This is a genomic window from Streptomyces sp. NPDC001507, from assembly GCF_042894765.1.
Lineage (GTDB): Bacteria > Actinomycetota > Actinomycetes > Streptomycetales > Streptomycetaceae > Streptomyces.
This window is the reverse complement of record NZ_JBIAVV010000006.1, coordinates 188196-205146: the sequence shown is the minus strand read 5'-3', so window position 1 is coordinate 205146 and position 16951 is coordinate 188196. Positions and strand designations below refer to the sequence as shown.

Annotated in this window: 16 protein-coding genes and 1 pseudogene; 4 read left to right on the top strand and 13 right to left on the bottom strand. The window is 68.7% G+C overall.

All coding sequences use genetic code 11. From position 1 onward, the window contains the following. Nucleotides 1-21: 21 nt before the first annotated feature. Nucleotides 22-645: a hypothetical protein gene (locus ACFY0K_RS20965; RefSeq protein WP_390641093.1), complete on the bottom strand. Its 624-nt coding sequence runs from the start codon at nt 643-645 to the stop codon at nt 22-24. A gap of 341 nt (nt 646-986) precedes the next feature. On the opposite strand from ACFY0K_RS20965, the gene ACFY0K_RS20960 reads away from it, so the two are divergent. After that, a complete protein-coding gene (locus ACFY0K_RS20960; protein ID WP_390641092.1) occupies nt 987-1664 on the top strand; it encodes a DUF6304 family protein in 678 nt (225 codons plus the stop codon). Between the two features lie 419 nt (nt 1665-2083). Here ACFY0K_RS20960 and ACFY0K_RS20955 read toward each other — a convergent pair whose 3' ends face one another. After that, nucleotides 2084-2215 carry a hypothetical protein gene (locus ACFY0K_RS20955; protein WP_390641091.1) on the bottom strand — a complete coding sequence of 44 codons (132 nt, stop codon included), beginning with the start codon at nt 2213-2215 and terminating at the stop codon, nt 2084-2086. A gap of 520 nt (nt 2216-2735) precedes the next feature. On the opposite strand from ACFY0K_RS20955, the gene ACFY0K_RS20950 reads away from it, so the two are divergent. Both ACFY0K_RS20950 and ACFY0K_RS20945 read left to right on the top strand, forming a co-directional pair. Then, the gene (locus ACFY0K_RS20950) at nt 2736-3533 is read left to right on the top strand and encodes a hypothetical protein (protein ID WP_390641090.1); all 798 of its coding nucleotides are present in this window, start codon (nt 2736-2738) and stop codon (nt 3531-3533) included. Nucleotides 3534-3564: 31 nt separating this feature from the next. Then, nucleotides 3565-3747: pseudogene (locus ACFY0K_RS20945) on the top strand (DUF4291 family protein); the annotation flags it as partial. Between the two features lie 2 nt (nt 3748-3749). Here ACFY0K_RS20945 and ACFY0K_RS20940 read toward each other — a convergent pair. Then, nucleotides 3750-4244 (bottom strand): NUDIX domain-containing protein, encoded by a 495-nt coding sequence (locus tag ACFY0K_RS20940; RefSeq protein ID WP_390641089.1) that lies wholly within the window; start codon nt 4242-4244, stop codon nt 3750-3752. Next, the gene (locus ACFY0K_RS20935) at nt 4241-5335 is read right to left on the bottom strand and encodes an ADP-ribosylglycohydrolase family protein (RefSeq protein WP_390641088.1); all 1095 of its coding nucleotides are present in this window, start codon (nt 5333-5335) and stop codon (nt 4241-4243) included. The genes ACFY0K_RS20940 and ACFY0K_RS20935 overlap by 4 nt, the downstream gene beginning before the upstream one ends. 141 nt (nt 5336-5476) lie before the next feature. Between ACFY0K_RS20935 and ACFY0K_RS20930 the strand changes: the two genes are divergently transcribed. After that, nucleotides 5477-6613, top strand: coding sequence for a glycerate kinase (locus ACFY0K_RS20930; protein WP_390641377.1), 1137 nt, complete (start codon nt 5477-5479; stop codon nt 6611-6613). Nucleotides 6614-6631: 18 nt separating this feature from the next. Here the strand turns inward: ACFY0K_RS20930 and ACFY0K_RS20925 are convergent, their stop codons facing one another. The 9 genes from ACFY0K_RS20925 to ACFY0K_RS20885 all read right to left on the bottom strand — a co-directional run bounded on the left by ACFY0K_RS20925 (nt 6632) and on the right by ACFY0K_RS20885 (nt 16912). Then, nucleotides 6632-7495, bottom strand: a complete 864-nt coding sequence (locus ACFY0K_RS20925; RefSeq protein WP_390641087.1) for a hypothetical protein — start codon at nt 7493-7495, stop codon at nt 6632-6634. 338 nt (nt 7496-7833) lie between these two features. Then, nucleotides 7834-8658: a CDP-diacylglycerol--serine O-phosphatidyltransferase gene (pssA, locus tag ACFY0K_RS20920; RefSeq protein ID WP_294001429.1), complete on the bottom strand. Its 825-nt coding sequence runs from the start codon at nt 8656-8658 to the stop codon at nt 7834-7836. Nucleotides 8659-8680: 22 nt separating this feature from the next. Beyond that, nucleotides 8681-9337 carry a phosphatidylserine decarboxylase gene (locus ACFY0K_RS20915; protein WP_351959937.1) on the bottom strand — a complete coding sequence of 219 codons (657 nt, stop codon included), beginning with the start codon at nt 9335-9337 and terminating at the stop codon, nt 8681-8683. A gap of 169 nt (nt 9338-9506) precedes the next feature. After that, entirely contained in the window at nt 9507-10712 is a 1206-nt protein-coding gene (locus ACFY0K_RS20910) for an acyl-CoA dehydrogenase family protein (protein WP_351959936.1), read from the bottom strand. A 3-nt stretch (nt 10713-10715) separates the two neighbouring features. Continuing rightward, complete coding sequence (locus ACFY0K_RS20905; RefSeq protein ID WP_351959935.1) at nt 10716-11228, bottom strand: MaoC family dehydratase; 513 nt, start codon at nt 11226-11228, stop codon at nt 10716-10718. A gap of 5 nt (nt 11229-11233) precedes the next feature. Continuing rightward, the gene (locus tag ACFY0K_RS20900) at nt 11234-12199 is read right to left on the bottom strand and encodes an HpcH/HpaI aldolase/citrate lyase family protein (protein ID WP_382726842.1); all 966 of its coding nucleotides are present in this window, start codon (nt 12197-12199) and stop codon (nt 11234-11236) included. Continuing rightward, nucleotides 12196-14244 (bottom strand): protein meaA, encoded by a 2049-nt coding sequence (locus tag ACFY0K_RS20895; RefSeq protein ID WP_390641086.1) that lies wholly within the window; start codon nt 14242-14244, stop codon nt 12196-12198. The genes ACFY0K_RS20900 and ACFY0K_RS20895 overlap by 4 nt, the downstream gene beginning before the upstream one ends. Nucleotides 14245-14261: 17 nt before the next feature. Next, nucleotides 14262-15605 carry a crotonyl-CoA carboxylase/reductase gene (gene ccrA, locus ACFY0K_RS20890; protein WP_390641085.1) on the bottom strand — a complete coding sequence of 448 codons (1344 nt, stop codon included), beginning with the start codon at nt 15603-15605 and terminating at the stop codon, nt 14262-14264. A gap of 491 nt (nt 15606-16096) precedes the next feature. Next, nucleotides 16097-16912, bottom strand: a complete 816-nt coding sequence (locus ACFY0K_RS20885; RefSeq protein WP_218162356.1) for a TetR family transcriptional regulator — start codon at nt 16910-16912, stop codon at nt 16097-16099. Nucleotides 16913-16951 lie beyond the last annotated feature (39 nt).

Genomic DNA, 16951 nt, shown 5'->3' with positions numbered 1-16951 from the left:
TTGCGGGGAGGCCCTGCGCAGTCAGTCGAACGCCACGATCAGGCGGACTCCGTCGTCCCCGAATCGGCCGGCCAGAGCCTTCATCACAGCGAAGACGTGCGGCCACTGAGTCTCCGCCCCCAGGACAGCGCCCGCGGTCAGTGGTTCGTAGACACAGACCAGATCGTCGGTGGACCACTCAACACGTTCTGAAGCGTTGCGACAGTCCAGAGGCGGCACGCCCATCAGGGACACGAACTCCGACGGCCACTGATGGGATACCGGCTGGCGGTGCAGTACCGACGGCAGCGACTTCTTATACCAGGTCACGCGGCCGACGAAATGCTCAGGCCTGGTCGCGGGATCGAGGGAAGCGAGCTCGCCCCAGCCGACCCAGCTCGCACAGTGCATCTCGCCCCGCTCGATCCAGGAGCCCAACTGCGAGCGCATCCCGCTCGAAAGATCGGCGGGAAGACCACGACCGGGTGCAAGCGGCGGGAAGCCCGCGTAGTTGCGTACTCCGAAGAGAAGGCCGAAGGCCGTGTAGTCGGTCTCGTCGTACAGCGGCCACAGATCCACGGCAGCCACCCATGGCTCGCCGTCGTAGTCGTCGGTACCGGCATAGGCATGACGAAACTCGATCCCGCCGTATATGTCCGTGCCCATGACGGCGCACCCTAACGGCCTTCGCCTGGACGATGCACATCACTTTTGAAGGTCAGCGGCAGCGCCGGTCCCCGTTCCGCTTGATGCGCCGCCTGCCGCAGCCCCCAGCCCTCATGTCGGCACCAGTCAAAGGTCTGTGAACACCTTGACCTGGATCACCAAGCGCTTTTGCAGACTTGAGGTGCCTAGGGTCTGTTGCCGGAGTCGATCAAGGTTGTGCGCCGTTGGTGCGGTGAGACAAGAAGCGATCGGCCACCGGGGCGGGGGCGGGAACCCTCTGGCGGTGCGGGCACGGCAGTCCAGCGTCGGTGTGCGAGGACCGCTGCGTGATACTGGCCGGCATGAGTGGGACGCTTTGGTACGGGAGTCCGCATCACTACCCGGCGGTTGTCACCGATCGCTGGGGCCGGTGCGAGACGACTCTGATCAACAGCGGTGGGACGTTCACAATGGTCCTGCGTGGCAACCGTTTCGAGGGAGCGTCAGTTGACAGTCTCGCACTCGTCGGAGCACCCACTGAGGCCGAACCTCCGGCGCTGAACCATGGCGACCTGTGCTCGTGCACCATCGGGTGGCGCATGTCGGTGGAGGCTTCCCTGGCCGACACCGGACTCACCAGCATCCCGTTGACGGCACGACTGGTCCTCGGAGATCCCGCGCCTAACAACGCGATCGACTCTGTCGGTGTGACGTTGAAGTTGCACCTGCCGACCGGTGTTGTGGAGACAACCACCCCCCAGGGCTCGATGGAGGATGCATTGCTGGACCTGCAACGCCGGCTACCGGACGGTATCCGGCTCTTGGCCTGCATCTCATGTGCCTTCTCCGACTACCACCCGGCGGGCTCTGGGTTCATCGGCTCGATGGCTTGCTTCCGCGACCGCAAGGACGCTTACCGAGCTGTTGCCGACAAATGGGATCTGTTCGACCTCTGGGATGAGAGAAGCGGTTTCGTGCAGGAGACGTTCCACTGCCCTGACTTCGAGCAGCGCCAGTCCGGCAGCGGATACCGCGGCTAGCTTCCGTTCTGCTCTTCGAGTCCGGACAGATAAGTCTGTGAACGAGGCTTGACATGGGTCACCAAGCCGCGTCCGCAGACCTCTTCGGTGGAAGACTTCACACCACCACCGGGGACGGCTGGGCTCTGCAGGTCGTCGCCCCGGACTGGCCCCTTGATCGCGTCTTGCTCTCCTGTGGAAGCGGCTTGCCTCACTCCGATCCGTACGAAGAGCGATGGTGGCACATCTTCCAGGCCGACTACGCCGAGTTCCGAGCCGCCGGTTTCTCGCCCTCCGGGCTGACCCTCGCCATAACGACGAGCAGTGACCTGTCCCTGTGGACTCGCGGGACAGACCACAACCGCAGTGGGAGTGCTCGAACCTGACTGGGCATTACCGGTTAGGGCAAGACGATTAACCCTGGCCCTCGCCATCGGCGGTCAGTCGGCGTAGGTGACTCGCTGTTCCTCGGTCGAGACGCTGAACCCTTGCTGCCGGCACACGTCGAGTACCGCTTGGATCTGACCGGTCCAGAAGTAGAAGCGGCGCCCGTCCTCGGTGCGGAACCCCACGCCTGGAGTACCGAAGATCCCACGGCAGGGGAATACGTCGGCGATGTCCTGGGCCGAGCACTCCAGAGGCGTGACACCGAACAACGTCGCGAAGGGCCGTAGGACGCGGGCCCGAAGGACGAGCCTGCCGTCGTTTATCGTGAGGACGCCGAACGGTCGCGTTGCGTTGATCCGCCCTGCCCGTGTGGTCGGCATGTTGGCGCCACCTACGAATCTCATGGCCCAGATCATGCACCTCGGCTCCAACATCGTTCGCGCTGGGGGGTGTTGGGCACTGTCCCCGTTCTTGAGCTTGCAATCTCGCAGACGGAGCTCACGGAGGCACCGCGTCCGGGCGGCTTGCGCGGATGGGAAAAGGTCTTCGAACGCGGCTTGACATGGGTCATCAAGCCGCGCTGACAGACCCTTGTCCATCCCTTGTCCATCACCGATGTCGAAGAGCGCGGACCGGAGGGCGCGGGGACGGGCCCTGTCATGCTGCCTGGTAGCTGTCTCCGACCGTGCGTTAGCCTCTCCGTCCATGTCTGACCTGCCCGACCACTCCAGCGCGATCATCGATGCGATAGTCGATCATGTCGGCCGCTCGACGCTTCCCTTCCAGCAAGCTCACCGGGACGAACAACACGCGACGGCCTTCTGGTTCAACGAACTGGTGGAGACGACCTCCGAGGGCGAGGTCATCCGGCAGTTCCTCGTGACCGCCAGTGAGCCGACGCGAGTCGAGTTGGCTGAGTTCACCCTGCGCCCCGCGCTGTGCGCACCCGTGATGAGCGCTGAGAAGCTGATGATGCTCGACTTCGCGGACGAGTGGACTCATGTCGGCGACCTGGGGGTGGCGGTCATGCCCTCCACCGGGCTGCACGCGCACGGCGCCCGCAAGGGCTGGCACTGGACAACCGACGAGATCACCGACGGCATCGCAGCCACGGAACAGGACATCGCCGGACTCGGTGAGTCGCCCGTCCCGGCCTATCTGCTGGGTCACGTCGACGACGGGGACGGTTCCCGAGAGCAGGCTGTCGTGATCGGCCGGCTCACCCGCTCTGACGACGGCGGCATCCGGTGGATCGGAGACGTGCCACAAGGGTGTGTGGGCGCACCGGTGTTCATTGGCGCACCGCTCGGTGAGGACCGTTTCAAGCTGGTGTGCGTCGGAGTGGCGCTTCCCGCCGACGACCACCACAGCATCGCCCCCTTCGACCGTATCCGTGCCGCCCTGAAAGCCTTCTCGCCGCACAACGCGTCAGGCCCTGACGGAGCCGGAACCGGTACGCGGGAAGGCGAGCAGAAGCGGCGCTGGTGGCAGCGGCGCAGCTGACGCCGCACGGAACCGCCGGGCCACGAACAGCCTGAGCACCGCCGGAGGGGAAGGTTGTGAACACGGCCTGACGTGGATCAAGCCGTCGTTCTTGTGGATGATGTACCGCTGCGGCTGCGGCTGCGGCTGCGGCTGGGGCGCCGGGGAGGGGCAGGAGACCGTGCTGGCTGTCGAGATCAGCCGTGACGGCTTCGACTGGGCGCTGCGCAACGCCGGTCAGCCCGCCCGGTGGCCGTTCTCCAGCTCGGCGGTGCCCGAGCCCTCGGTCAGGACGTCCAGTGCGGTCAGGACGCGGCGGCCCAGCGAGCCCGGCAGACGGTCGGCCAGTTCCTCCCGCGGGACCAGCCGCCAGGACAGCAGCTCCGCCTCCTGCAGCCGGATCGCCCCGAGATCGGCGTCGGTGACGACCCCGCCGTCGTACAGGTAGGCGACGATCGGCGGGCGGCCGGTGCCGTGCACCCAGTCCACCGCCAGCAGCCGGCCCATCTCGCGGTCCAGGCCGATCTCCTCCAGGGTCTCCCGGCGGGCGCCCTGGCGCGGGGTCTCCCCTTCGTCGGACTCGACGGTCCCGCCCGGCAGCGCCCAGCCCTCCCGGTAGTTGGGCTCGACGAGCAGCACCCGTCCCTCGACGTCCCGGATGAGCGCGGCGGCCCCGGCGAGAACGCGGGGGAGGCTCGCGATGTACGCGGCGTAGGCGTCAGTCGTGGTCACCCGGGAAGCGTAGCCAGTGCGGACTCGGCGCCGGTCCCGGCGAGGCGTACGGTGCGTGCCGCCAGGTCGCTGATGCGGGCCCCGTCGAAGCCGAGGACCGCGCTGCGGACCGTGTCCTCCAGGGGGCCCCGCCACTGGGCCGGTACGGCCGCCGCGCCGGTCAGCACCCCGGCCACCGAGCCCGCCGTCGCCCCGTTGGAGTCGGTGTCCAGGCCGCCGCGGACGGTGAGGGCGATGGTCCGGGTGAAGTCTCCTTCCCCGTACAGCAGGCCTGCGGTGAGCACGGCCGCGTTGGGGACGGTGTGGATCCAGCCGAGGCCGGCGGTCTCGGCGGCGACGGTGGTGAGGGTGTCCTCCCAGCTCATCCGGGTCTCGTACAGGGAGACCACCCGGCGCACGGTCCGGGCGAGCCGGCAGCTCGCCGGTACGACGGTGAGCGCGGTGTCGATCGCCTGCCGTACCGTCGGCGCGGTGAACGCCGCGGAGATCAGCGCGGCGGCCCACATCGCGCCGTACACCCCGTTCCCGGAGTGCGAGAGGACCGCGTCCCGGCGGGCCAGGGCGGCGGCCCGGTGCGGTGCGTCCGGGCAGGTCCAGCCGAACACGTCGGCGCGGATCAGGGCGCCGATCCACTCCTGGCAGGGGTTGTCGTAGGTGGCGGTGAGGGGCGGTTTCAGCCCGTTGACGAGGTTGCGGTAGGCGGCCCGCTCCGCCGTGAAGGTCTGCAGGTACGGCAGCCGTTGCAGCCACAGCTCGCCGACCTGTTCCGTGCTGAAGCCGAAGCCGTGGGTCTCCAGGAGGTGCAGGCCGAGGATCGCGTAGTCGACGTCGTCGTCGCGGCAGCTGCCGTGGATCCGGCCGCGCACGCAACTCCGCCACTCGGGGCGCAGGGCGATCGCGTCACCCTCGTCGGCGGGCTCGGGGAGGTAGTCGGTGAGCGGGAGGGCGCCGGCCCGCCGCAGGTAGCCGTCGATGCGCTCCCGGGTCCACAGGTCGCCCCGCTCCACCGGTTTGCCGAGCATGTTGCCCGCGATCCGGCCGAGCCAGCCGCCGAGCACGCGGTCGGCGAAGTCGGGCCCCAGACTGGTCATGGCTGAGGTCTACCCGTTTTCGCAGACGGTTCCCAGCCGCCGCCCAGGCTTCGGGCGGGGCATGACGGCGAGGGTGTCCTCCGGTTAAGGTCACAGCGGCGCGACTGGCCTTGACGTGCGCGAGGCCCGGAGAGCAAGGGGATACAGGTGACACAGCGCGTGCTCATCGCCGCGGACAAGTTCAAGGGCTCGCTGACGGCCGTGGAGGTCGCCGAGCGGGTCACGGCGGGGCTCAGCCGGATCGTGCCCGGCCTCGACGCCGAGGCGCTGCCCGTCGCGGACGGCGGGGACGGCACGGTGGCCGCGGCGGTCGCGGCCGGGTTCGAACGCCACGAGCGGAAGGTCGCCGGGCCACTGGGGCAGGAGGTCACCGCCGCGTTCGCGCTGCGCGGCGACACCGCGGTCGTGGAGATGGCCGAGGCGAGCGGTCTGCAGCGGCTGCCCCGTGGTGTCTTCGCGCCCCTGACGGCCTCCACGTACGGCTCCGGGGAACTGCTGCGGGCCGCGCTGGACGCGGGTGCGCGCACGATCGTCTTCGGCGTCGGCGGCAGTGCCACGACCGACGGCGGGGCCGGGATGCTGTCGGCGCTCGGCGCCCGCTTCCTCGACGCGGACGGCGAACCGGTGCCGCCGGGCGGCGGCGGCCTCGCCGATCTGGTCCGCGCGGACCTGTCGGGCCTCGACCCGCGGCTGTCCGCCGTCGACCTGGTCCTCGCCAGCGACGTCGACAACCCGCTCACCGGGCCGACGGGCGCGCCGGCCGTCTACGGCCCGCAGAAGGGGGCCTCGCCGGACGACGTGGACCTCCTGGACGCCGCGCTGGCCGACTTCGCGAAGGTCCTGGAGGCCGAGGCCGGTCCGCGCGCCGCCGAGTACGCGGTCGCGCCGGGGGCGGGGGCCGCCGGGGGCATCGGGTACGGCGCCCTGCTGCTCGGCGCGCGCTTCCGGCCCGGCATCGAGGTCATGCTCGACGTCCTGGGCTTCGCGCCCGCGCTGGAGCGGGCGTCGCTGGTGATCACGGGGGAGGGGTCGCTGGACGAGCAGACCCTGCACGGGAAGGCGCCGGCCGGGGTCGCGGCCGCGGCGCGCGCCGCCGGCAAGGAGGTCGTCGCGGTGTGCGGCCGCCTCGCCCTCCCGCCGGAGGCGCTCGGCCGGGCGGGGATCCGCCGTGCCTACCCGCTCACCGAGATCGAACCGGACGTGGTGAAGTGCATCGCGGAGGCCGGGCCGATCCTGGAGCGGGTGGCGGAGCAGATCGCGCGGGACTTTCTCTGCTGAGGGCGGGCTAGACCGGCGTCAGGACACCCGTCGAGTCCTGGTAGTAGCTGCCGCTCGAGGTCCCACACCTTGTGCTTGTTGTGGAGCCACTGGAACGCGATGTCGTGCACGATCTTGGCGGGGCGCTCCCAGACCACGGAGTGTCCCGCACCCTCCAGCTCGAACATCAGCTTCTCGGGCCCGCCGATGGCCTTGTAGAGGGCCGGCACGGAGAAGCGCAGCGGCGGGGGAACGGGGACGGTCGCCGAGGATGTAGTTGCCCAACGCGTCCTGGTAGGGCACCGTCTCCTTGGTCCAGCCCCAGAAGTACGGGTTCCGGAACCGTTGGATGCCCTCGTACGCGCCTGATGGCAGCTTCTGGCCCCATTTGCTGCCGATGGGGTCGTTCGCCATCATGGCGGCCCATGCCGTGTCCTCCATGCCGGGCTCCCGTTGGGGTGGATTGCCCTGCTCGCGGTTCCACGCCTCCACGAAGCCCTTCTTGTCGCTGACGAACATGGGGAAGCCGTACAGCGTGGGCGGGTCGGAGACGGGCAGCGGGGTGTTCGGCGGGATCGCGAGGGGGTCCGCGGGGTCCCCCGACCACCGGCCGTCAGGCGGGAAGACGGGGGCGAGCAGGAACAGGCTCTTGACCATCTCGGGGTGCTGGAGGGTGTACGGCCCCATGGACGGCGCCGCGGCGGACCAGCCGATGAAGTCCATCGGCTTGTTCCTGCCGGGCAGCTTCCTGATGAAGTCGACCACGGTGGCCAGCTCCGCACATTCGCTGTCGGTGTTGCTCGGCTGGTGCGGGTACAGAGGCGGCCCGGTGTACGGGGGCGACAGCGGATTGGGCGACAGGACGCCACGCTGCGTCGGGTTGGCGTTGCGGGGCTCGTCCATCTTCGGGCGTGGCGACCGCCCGTTGCCCTGCAAGTCCACATGAAGACGTCGAAGTGGCGCTTGGCCAGGTCCTGCGCCCAGTTGTAGTCGATGTCGGACCCGGGGACCGTCAGGTCGTACCCGGCGAGAACCGGCACGCTCCGGCCGTGGAGCATCAGCACCACCTCGTGCGGCTGGTTGCCCTGGGTGCCGTCGTACTCCCGGACGAAGAGTTTCACGGTGTCGCCCTCGTTCGCCGGAAGCTTCGAGATGTGCGAGACCGAGTAGTCCTTGGGCCGAAACGGGTGTGGCCCGAGCCTCGAAGGCTCGGGCCACACCCGTCGGCGGTACGCGGAGCGTCAGGGCAGCTGTGCCGCCCGCGCCTCGCGCCGGTTGTCGCGGAAGTTGTTCACCCGGCGGGCCGTGGCGAACAGCGGGATCACCGCGCCCATCACCAGCTGCAGCGCGCAGCCGGTCTGGAGGAGGAGCTGGCCGCTGGGCGCGTCGAAGGCCCAGGAGACCAGGAGTCCCATCGACAGGACGATCCAGGCCAGCATCGCGACCGCGAGGCGGCCACGGGGCTTCGGGTACTCCACCCGGCTCACCATCAGCCAGGCGGTGCCCAGGATGGCGAGGAGCGTCGCCACGAAGGGGAGCTCCAGAAGGACGATGGAGACGACCGTCAGCGCACCGAACGGGCTCGGCATGCCCTGGAACATGCCGTTCGGCGGCGTCACGCAGCTGAAGCGCGCCAGCCGCAGCACCACCGCCAGCAGCACCACCACCGCTCCGACCGCGGCCACCTTCTGGTACGCGTCGTCGGCCACCATGCCGTAGACGAGCACGAAGTACGCCGGCGCGAGGCCGAAGCTGATCAGGTCGGAGAGGTTGTCCAGCTCCGCGCCCATGGGGGAGGAGCGCAGCTTGCGCGCCACCAGGCCGTCGAACAGGTCGAAGACCGCCGCGCAGAGCATGAGGATGACCGCGGTGGCGGCGCTGTGGCGCGCCATGCCGGCCGACTGGTCGTCCCCCGTGAGGTGCGGGATCAGGATGCCGGTGGTGGTGAAGTACACCGCCATGAAGCCGCACGTGGCGTTGCCGAGCGTGAGGGTGTCCGCTATCGAGAGGCGGAGAGAGAGCGGCATCTCCTCCTCGTCGTCGCCGATCTCGTCGGCCTCGGGCACCCAGCCCGCCTGGGTCTCAGGATCAATCACGGTCAATGCGAGTCACCCCAGCCACGGTCTTCTGGCCGACCTCGACCGCGACCTCCACACCCTCCGGGAGGTAGATGTCCACACGCGAGCCGAAGCGGATCAGACCGATGCGGTCGCCCTGCTCGACCTTCGTGCCCTGCGGGACGTAGGGGACGATACGGCGGGCCACCGCGCCGGCGATCTGGATCATCTCGATGTCGCCGAGTTCGGTGTCGAAATGCCAGACTACGCGCTCGTTGTTCTCGCTCTCCTTGTTGAAGGCGGGAACGAAGCCACCGGGGATGTGCTCCACCGACGTCACCTCGCCCGCGAGGGGCGCGCGGTTGACGTGGACGTTGAGCGGGCTCATGAAGATCGCGACCCGGGTGCGTCCGTCCTTCCACGGCATGATGCTCTGCACCACACCGTCGGCGGGGGAGATGACGCGGCCCTGGGCGATCTCACGCTCGGGGTCGCGGAAGAACCACAGCATGCCCGCCGCGAGCGCGGTGGCGGGTACGGCGACGGCCTTGGCGGCGCCGGAGCGACGGGCGCGCAGGAGGCTGACGGCTGCGGTGGCGACGGTCGGGAGAAGCCACGGCGATGCTCCGCGCGCGAGGCGTACGCCGGCCAGGCTGTCTCGATGTGCAGAGGTTTGGCTGTGGGGCATGGATGACCTTCGTAGCGGATGATGCCGCGCAGGGATTGGGGACGGCGGCTTTCCGGGATCGTACCGGTCGGGGGCCGCAACTGGGCAAGCCAGGAAGCCGAGTCGGCGGCCGAAGACCGTTGACGGGGTGTGATCTTCTTCTCGAAGAAAACACCCCGTACCGGGACAATCAGCCCTGGAACCGATACTCTTCGAGCAACCTTCGTCCGATGATCATTTTCTGGATCTCGGCGGTACCTTCGCCGATCAGCAACATCGGCGCCTCACGGTAGAGACGTTCGATCTCGTACTCCTTGGAGAAGCCGTAGCCGCCGTGGATCCGGAAGGCGTCCTCCACGACCTCCTTGCAGTACTCGGACGCGAGGTACTTCGCCATCCCGGCCTCAAGGTCGTTTCGTTCCCCGGAGTCCTTCTTGCGTGCCGCGTTGACCATCATGGCATGCGCGGCCTCGACCTTGGTGGCCATCTCCGCCAGCTTGAACTGGATGGCCTGATGCTGGGCGATCGCCTTGCCGAAAGTGTGACGCTGCTGGGCGTACCGGACACCCAGCTCGAACGCACGCTGCGCGACACCGCAGCCACGCGCCGCCACGTTGACGCGGCCGACCTCGACCCCGTCCATCATTTGGTAAAAACCTCGGCCGGTGACCCCGCCGAGCACCCGATCGGCCGGGATCCGCAACCCGTCCATGATCAGCTCGGTGGTGTCGACGCCCTTGTAGCCCATCTTGTCGATCTTGCCCGGGATGGTGAGCCCGGGGCGGACCTCGCCGAAGCCGGGCTCCTTCTCCACCAGGAAGGTCGTCATCGACTTGTGCGGGGCCGTGCCCTCGGGGTGGCCTTCGTCACTCCGCACCAGGACGGCCACGAGGGAGGACGTGCCGCCGTTCGTCAGCCACATCTTCTGGCCGTTCAGGACGTACTCGTCGCCGTCCTTCACCGCCTTCGAGGTGATGGCGGAGACGTCCGAGCCGAGGGCCGGCTCCGACATCGAGAACGCGCCCCGGACGTCGCCCGCCGCCATCCGCGGCAGGAAGTGCTCCTTCTGCTCCTGCGTGCCGTGCTGCTTGAGCATGTACGCCACGATGAAGTGCGTGTTGATGATCCCGGAGACGGACATCCACCCGCGGGCGATCTCCTCGACGCACAGCGCGTACGTCAGGAGGGACTCGCCCAGGCCGCCGTACTCCTCGGGGATCATCAGGCCGAACAGGCCGAGCTCCTTGAGACCGTCGACGATCTGCTGCGGGTACTCGTCGCGGTGCTCCAGCTCGGTGGCGACCGGGATGATCTCCTTGTCCACGAAGTCGCGGACGGTGGAGAGGATCTCCTGCTGGACGTCGGTCAGACCGGCGGTCTGGGCGAGACGGGCCATCGCTTACTTCCCCTGTTCCTTCAGCTCGGGGCGGCCCGGCTGCTCGCCGCCGCGCTCCTTGATGTACGTCTCGGTCGGCACCATCACCTTGCGGCGGAAGATGCACACCAGCGTGCCGTCCTGCTTGTAGCCCTTGGTCTCGACGTAGACGATCCCGCGGTCGTCCTTCGACTTGGAGGGCCACTTGTCCAGCACGGTGGTCTGGCCGTAGATCGTGTCGCCGTGGAAGGTCGGCGCCACGTGCTTGAGCGACTCGATCTCCAGGTTGGCGATCGCCTTGCCCGAGATGTCCGGGACGGACATGCCGAGCAGCAGCGAGTAGATGTAGTTCCCCACCACCACGTTCTTGCCGAAGTCCGTCGTCTTCTCGGCGTAGTTCGTGTCCATGTGGAGCGGGTGGTGGTTCATGGTGAGGAGACAGAACAGGTGGTCGTCGTACTCCGTGACCGTCTTCCCGGGCCAGTGCTTGTACGTCGCCCCGACCTCGAACTCCTCGTACGTGCGTCCGAACTGCATCGCGCTCAGCCCTCCGGGATCTCGAACTTGCTGGTGCGCTGCATGCCGGCCGCCCGGCCCTTGCCCGAGATGACCAGGGCCATCTTGCGGCTGGCCTCGTCGATCATCTCGTCGCCGAGCATCGCGGAGCCCTTCTTGCCGCCCGCCTCGGACGTGTAGTAGTCGTACGCGTCCAGGATCAGCTCGGCGTGGTCGTAGTCCTCCTGCGACGGCGAGAAGATCTCGTTGGACGCCTCGACCTGGCCCGGGTGCAGCACCCACTTGCCGTCGAAGCCGAGCGCGGCGGCCCGCTGGGCGACCTCGCGGTAGCCGTCGATGTTGCGGATCTGCAGGTAGGGGCCGTCGATCGCCTGGAGGTTGTTGGCGCGGGCGGCCATCAGGATCTTCATCAGGATGTAGTGGTAGGCGTCCGCCGGGTAGCCGGGCGGCTGCTCGCCCACGACCAGCGACTTCATGTTGATGGACGCCATGAAGTCGGCCGGGCCGAAGATGATCGTCTCGACGCGCTGGGACGCGGTGGCGATCTCGTTGACGTTGTTGAGGCCCTGCGCGTTCTCGATCTGCGCCTCGATGCCGATCTTGCCGACCTCGAAGCCCATGGTCTTCTCGATCTGGGTCAGCAGCAGGTCCAGCGCGACGACCTGCTGGGCCGTCTGCACCTTCGGCAGCATGATGCAGTCGAGGTTCTGCCCGGCGCCCTCGACCACGGTCACGACGTCACGGTACGTCCACTCGGTGGTCCAGTCGTTGACCCGCACCACGCGCGTCTTGCCGGTCCAGTCGCCCTCGTTGAGGAACTTGACGATGGTGTGCCGCGCCTCGGGCTTGGCGAGCGGGGCGCACGCGTCCTCCAGGTCGAGGAAGACCTGGTCCGCCGGGAGACCCTGGGCCTTCTCCAGGAAGCGGGGGTTCGAGCCGGGCACGGCCAGGCAGGAGCGCCGCGGGCGGAGCCGGTTGACGGGCGTGGTCATGCGGGGACCTCCAGGGGGTCGAGCTTGTTCGCTTTCCGGATCTCGTCGACGATGCGGCCGATGATTCCGGTGATGTCGAAGTCCTTCGGGGTGAAGACCGCGGCCACTCCGGCTTCCCTGAGCTGCTCGGCATCACCGTTCGGGATGATGCCACCGGCGATCACCGGTATATCTGTGGCACCGGCCACACGGAGTCGTTCCAGGACGTCCGGGACCAGCTGGGCGTGCGACCCGGAGAGGATCGACAGGCCCACCGCGTGCACGTCCTCGGCCAGGGCCGCGTCCACGATCTGCTCGGGCGTCAGCCGGATGCCCTGGTAGACCACCTCGAAGCCGGCGTCCCGGGCGCGCACCGCGATCTGCTCGGCGCCGTTGGAGTGGCCGTCGAGACCAGGCTTGCCGACCAGGAAACGGAGCTTGCCGCTGCCCAGGTCGCGGGCGGTGGCGTCCACCTTGGCCCGCACCTCGGCGAGCGCCGAGCCCGCCTCCACGGGGACGGCGACGGGAGCGGAGGAGACCCCGGTCGGTGCCCGGAACTCGCCGAACACCTCGCGCAGGGCCCCGGCCCACTCACCGGTCGTCACGCCCGCGCGGGCGCACTCCAGGGTGGCCTCCATGAGGTTGTCGGTGCCCTTGGCGGCCTCCTTCAGCCGCTCCAGGGCCTTGCAGGGCCGCGGGTGGTTGAACGGCGGCTGGTAGCGGGAGTCGCGCCAGTGCCCGATCGCCTCGACGACCCGTGCCTCGACCGCCGGGTCCACCGTCTGGATCGCGGTGTCCAGGTCGGCGGTGAGCGGGTTCGGCTCGGTGGTCTCGAAGATGTTGACGCCGACGATCTTCTCCTGGCCGGACTCGATCCGGCCCCGCCGCTCGGCGTGCGACGCCACCAGCTGCGACTTCAGATAGCCCGACTCGACGGCCGCCATCGCGCCGCCCATCTCCTGGATCCGCTCCATCTCCGCGAGCGAGTCCTCGACCAGCTGGGCGACCTTCGCCTCGATGACGTGCGAGCCCTCGAAGATGTCGTCGTACTCCAGCAGGTCGCTCTCGTGGGCGAGCACCTGCTGGATGCGCAGCGACCACTGCTGGTCCCAGGGCCGGGGCAGGCCCAGGGCCTCGTTCCAGGCGGGGAGTTGCACGGCACGCGCGCGTGCGTCCTTCGAGAGCGTCACCGCGAGCATCTCCAGCACGATCCGCTGGACGTTGTTCTCCGGCTGCGCCTCGGTCAGCCCGAGGGAGTTGACCTGGACGCCGTACCGGAACCGGCGCTGCTTGGGGTCCTCGATGCCGTACCGCTCGCGGGTGACCTGGTCCCAGATGCGGCCGAACGCCCGCATCTTGCACATCTCCTCGATGAACCGGACGCCGGCGTTCACGAAGAAGGAGATGCGGGCGACGACGTCACCCATGCGCTCCTGCGGCACCTGGCCGCTGTCGCGCACCGCGTCGAGGACGGCGATCGCGGTGGACATCGCGTACGCGATCTCCTGGACCGGCGTGGCGCCCGCTTCCTGCAGGTGGTAGCTGCAGATGTTGATCGGGTTCCACTTCGGCATGTGGGAGACCGTGTACGCGATCATGTCCGTCGTCAGGCGGAGGCTCGGCCCCGGCGGGAAGACGTGCGTCCCGCGGGACAGGTACTCCTTGACGATGTCGTTCTGGGTCGTGCCCTGGAGCTTGGTGATGTCCGCACCCTGCTCCTCGGCGACCACCTGGTAGAGCGCCAGCAGCCACATCGCCGTGGCGTTGATCGTCATCGAGGTGTTCATCTGATCCAGGGGGATGTCCTGGAAAAGGCGGCGCATGTCACCGAGATGGGCCACGGGCACGCCCACCCGGCCGACCTCGCCGCGGGCGAGGATGTGGTCGGGGTCGTAGCCGGTCTGCGTCGGCAGGTCGAACGCCACCGACAGACCCGTCTGGCCCTTGGCGAGGTTGCGCCGGTACAGCTCGTTGGACGCCTCGGCCGTGGAGTGCCCGGCATACGTGCGCATGAGCCACGGCCGGTCCTTCACACGTGCCCCGTCGGCGATCTGACGCTCAGTCATCTATGACCTCGGGTGTCTCAGATGTTGCGGAAGCGGTTGATGGCGTCGAGGTGCTTGGCGCGCATCTCCTTGTCGCGCACGCCGAGGCCCTCCTCGGGGGCGAGGCACAGGACGCCGACCTTGCCCTGGTGGAGGTTGCGGTGCACGTCGTAGGCGGCCTGGCCGGTCTCCTCCAGGGAGTAGACCTTCGACAGGGTCGGGTGGATCTTGCCCTTCGCGATCAGCCGGTTGGCCTCCCAGGCCTCGCGGTAGTTGGCGAAGTGCGAGCCGATGATCCGCTTCAGGGACATCCACAGGTAGCGGTTGTCGTACTCGTGCATGTAGCCCGAGGTGGAGGCGCAGGTGGTGATGGTGCCGCCCTTGCGGGTGACGAAGACGGAGGCGCCGAAGGTCTCGCGGCCGGGGTGCTCGAAGACGATGTCGATGTCCTCGCCGCCGGTGAGCTCGCGGATGCGCTTGCCGAAGCGCTTCCACTCGCGCGGGTCCTGCTCCTGCTCGTTCTTCCAGAACTTGTAGTCCTCGGCGTTGCGGTCGATGATCGCCTCGGCGCCCATGGCCCGGCAGATGTCGGCCTTCTGCGGCGAGGACACGACACAGATGGGGTTGGCGCCGCCGGCCAGCGCGAACTGGGTGGCGTACGAGCCGAGTCCGCCGCTCGCGCCCCAGATGAGCACGTTGTCGCCCTGCTTCATGCCGGCGCCGTTGCGGGAGACCAGCTGGCGGTAGGCGGTGGAGTTGACCAGCCCCGGCGCGGCGGCCTCCTCCCAGCTCAGATGATCCGGCTTGGGCATCAGCTGGTTGGACTTGACGAGCGCGATCTCGGCGAGGCCGCCGAAGTTGGTCTCGAAGCCCCAGATCCGCTGCTCGGGGTCGAGCATCGTGTCGTTGTGCCCGTCGCTGGACTCCAGCTCCACGCTCAGGCAGTGCGCGACGACCTCGTCGCCGGGCTTCCAGGCGTTGACGCCGGGGCCGGTGCGCAGGACGACGCCCGCGAGGTCGGAGCCGATGATGTGGTACGGCAGGTCGTGCCGCTTGGCCAGCTCGTTCGTACGGCCGTAGCGCTCCAGGAAGCCGAAGGTCGACAGCGGCTCGAAGATCGAGGTCCACACCGAGTTGTAGTTGACACTCGATGCCATGACGGCGACCAGGGCCTCGCCCGGGCCCAGCTCGGGCAGGGGGACCTCGTCGAGGTGGATCGACTTGCGCGGGTCCTTGTCGCGGGTCTCCAGGCCCGCGAACATGTCCGTCTCGTCCTTGTGCACGGTGATCGCGCGGTACGACTCGGGAAGCGGCAGGGCGGCGAAGTCGGCCGGCGTCGATTCCGGCGACTGGATCGCGTCCAGAATGGCCTGAGTGGTCACGTGTTGCCTCCGGCGGTGTGCGCCCCCGAGGGAAGGGGCGCTGAGGGTTACGGCGGTGCTGCTGAGGGTTTTGAGAGAGGTGCCGTCGGTTCGGCGGGGGTGGTGCTTCGGCAGCGCTTTGTGGCGCGGGAGGTTGCCTGTGACGCAGGCGTCCGACGGGTGGGCCGATGGGCTCACCGGGACAGGCCGGACACCTCGAAGGTATGACACCGCGTGTCAGGTGGCAAGGCACTGAGTGCCAGGAATCGCTCTCAGATGAAATCTTTACGAAACAAATGAGCGATGATCGATCAAACCTACTGACGAGTAGGGGAAAATGGCCCGTCTTGCGGGAGACGTCCGGATGTCAGGGACGGGCGGCGAGGTGTGGCTCACAGAGGCTGCGTGACGCATGCGTCAGGGCGCGGCCGACGAGGATTCAGCCGGTCCGGCGTTCGAGGACGAGCGGCGGAGCCGCGGTTCGGTGACCGCGACCCCCACCTACCGTCGCTTTACGACCGCTCCTTCAGCGCCTGCTCGATCGTGCGCATCACTTCGTCGAGCGGCGCATCGGTCCTGGCCACCGTCACCAGCACCTCCCCCTGCGAGGCGACCGAGGCCGGCGCGGCCGGGCGGGGCGCAGCCTCTCTGCCCGCCCCGATCCCGTTCCCGAACGTCTTCCGGACGATCGCGAAGGCGTGGTCCAGCTGCAGTTCGACGTCCCCCTGCCCGCCCGCCCGCAGCCAGCGCCGCAGCACGTGGTTGTGGGCGGTGACCACCGCCGACGCCGCGACCTCGGCCAGCAGCGGGTCGTCGTTCGCGTCGTCCGCGTGGGCGTGCTCGTCGAAGTGGCCCAGGAGATAGCGGGTGAAGAGACGCTCGTAGCGGGCCACCGACGCGATCTCGGCCTCGCGGAGGGTGGGCACCTCGCGGGTGAGCTTGTAGCGGGCGACCGAGATGTCCGGCCGGGCCGCGTACATCCTCATGACTTCCTTGATGCCGCGGCACACCGTGTCGAGCGGGTGCTCGTGGGCCGGGGCCGCGTTCAGCACGGCCTCGGCGCGGATCAGGGTGTCGTCGTGGTCCGGGAAGATCGCCTCTTCCTTGGAGCGGAAGTGGCGGAAGAAGGTGCGGCGGGCCACCCCGGCCGCGGCCGCGATCTCGTCGACGGTGGTCGCCTCGTACCCCTTCGTCGCGAAGAGCTCCATCGCGGCGGCCGCCAGCTCCCGGCGCATCTTGAGCCGCTGGGCCGCCGCGCGGCTGCCCGCGGCGCTCTCCGGCGCGTCGGGCGTGGCGGGGGTACGTGAGGACTTGGCGGGCTGGGACATGACCCGAACGTACTGCATGTGCGCAGCTTGATGCGCAGG

Coding starts and splice junctions, on each gene's coding strand:
- ACFY0K_RS20965 (WP_390641093.1), bottom strand. CDS start 645: ATGGGCACGGACATATACGGCGGGATCGAGTTTCGTCATGCCTATGCC.
- ACFY0K_RS20960 (WP_390641092.1), top strand. CDS start 987: ATGAGTGGGACGCTTTGGTACGGGAGTCCGCATCACTACCCGGCGGTT.
- ACFY0K_RS20950 (WP_390641090.1), top strand. CDS start 2,736: ATGTCTGACCTGCCCGACCACTCCAGCGCGATCATCGATGCGATAGTC.
- ACFY0K_RS20935 (WP_390641088.1), bottom strand. CDS start 5,335: ATGACCAGTCTGGGGCCCGACTTCGCCGACCGCGTGCTCGGCGGCTGG.
- ACFY0K_RS20925 (WP_390641087.1), bottom strand. CDS start 7,495: ATGGACGAGCCCCGCAACGCCAACCCGACGCAGCGTGGCGTCCTGTCG.
- ACFY0K_RS20915 (WP_351959937.1), bottom strand. CDS start 9,337: ATGCCCCACAGCCAAACCTCTGCACATCGAGACAGCCTGGCCGGCGTA.
- ACFY0K_RS20910 (WP_351959936.1), bottom strand. CDS start 10,712: ATGGCCCGTCTCGCCCAGACCGCCGGTCTGACCGACGTCCAGCAGGAG.
- ACFY0K_RS20905 (WP_351959935.1), bottom strand. CDS start 11,228: ATGCAGTTCGGACGCACGTACGAGGAGTTCGAGGTCGGGGCGACGTAC.
- ACFY0K_RS20900 (WP_382726842.1), bottom strand. CDS start 12,199: ATGACCACGCCCGTCAACCGGCTCCGCCCGCGGCGCTCCTGCCTGGCC.
- ACFY0K_RS20895 (WP_390641086.1), bottom strand. CDS start 14,244: ATGACTGAGCGTCAGATCGCCGACGGGGCACGTGTGAAGGACCGGCCG.
- ACFY0K_RS20885 (WP_218162356.1), bottom strand. CDS start 16,912: ATGTCCCAGCCCGCCAAGTCCTCACGTACCCCCGCCACGCCCGACGCG.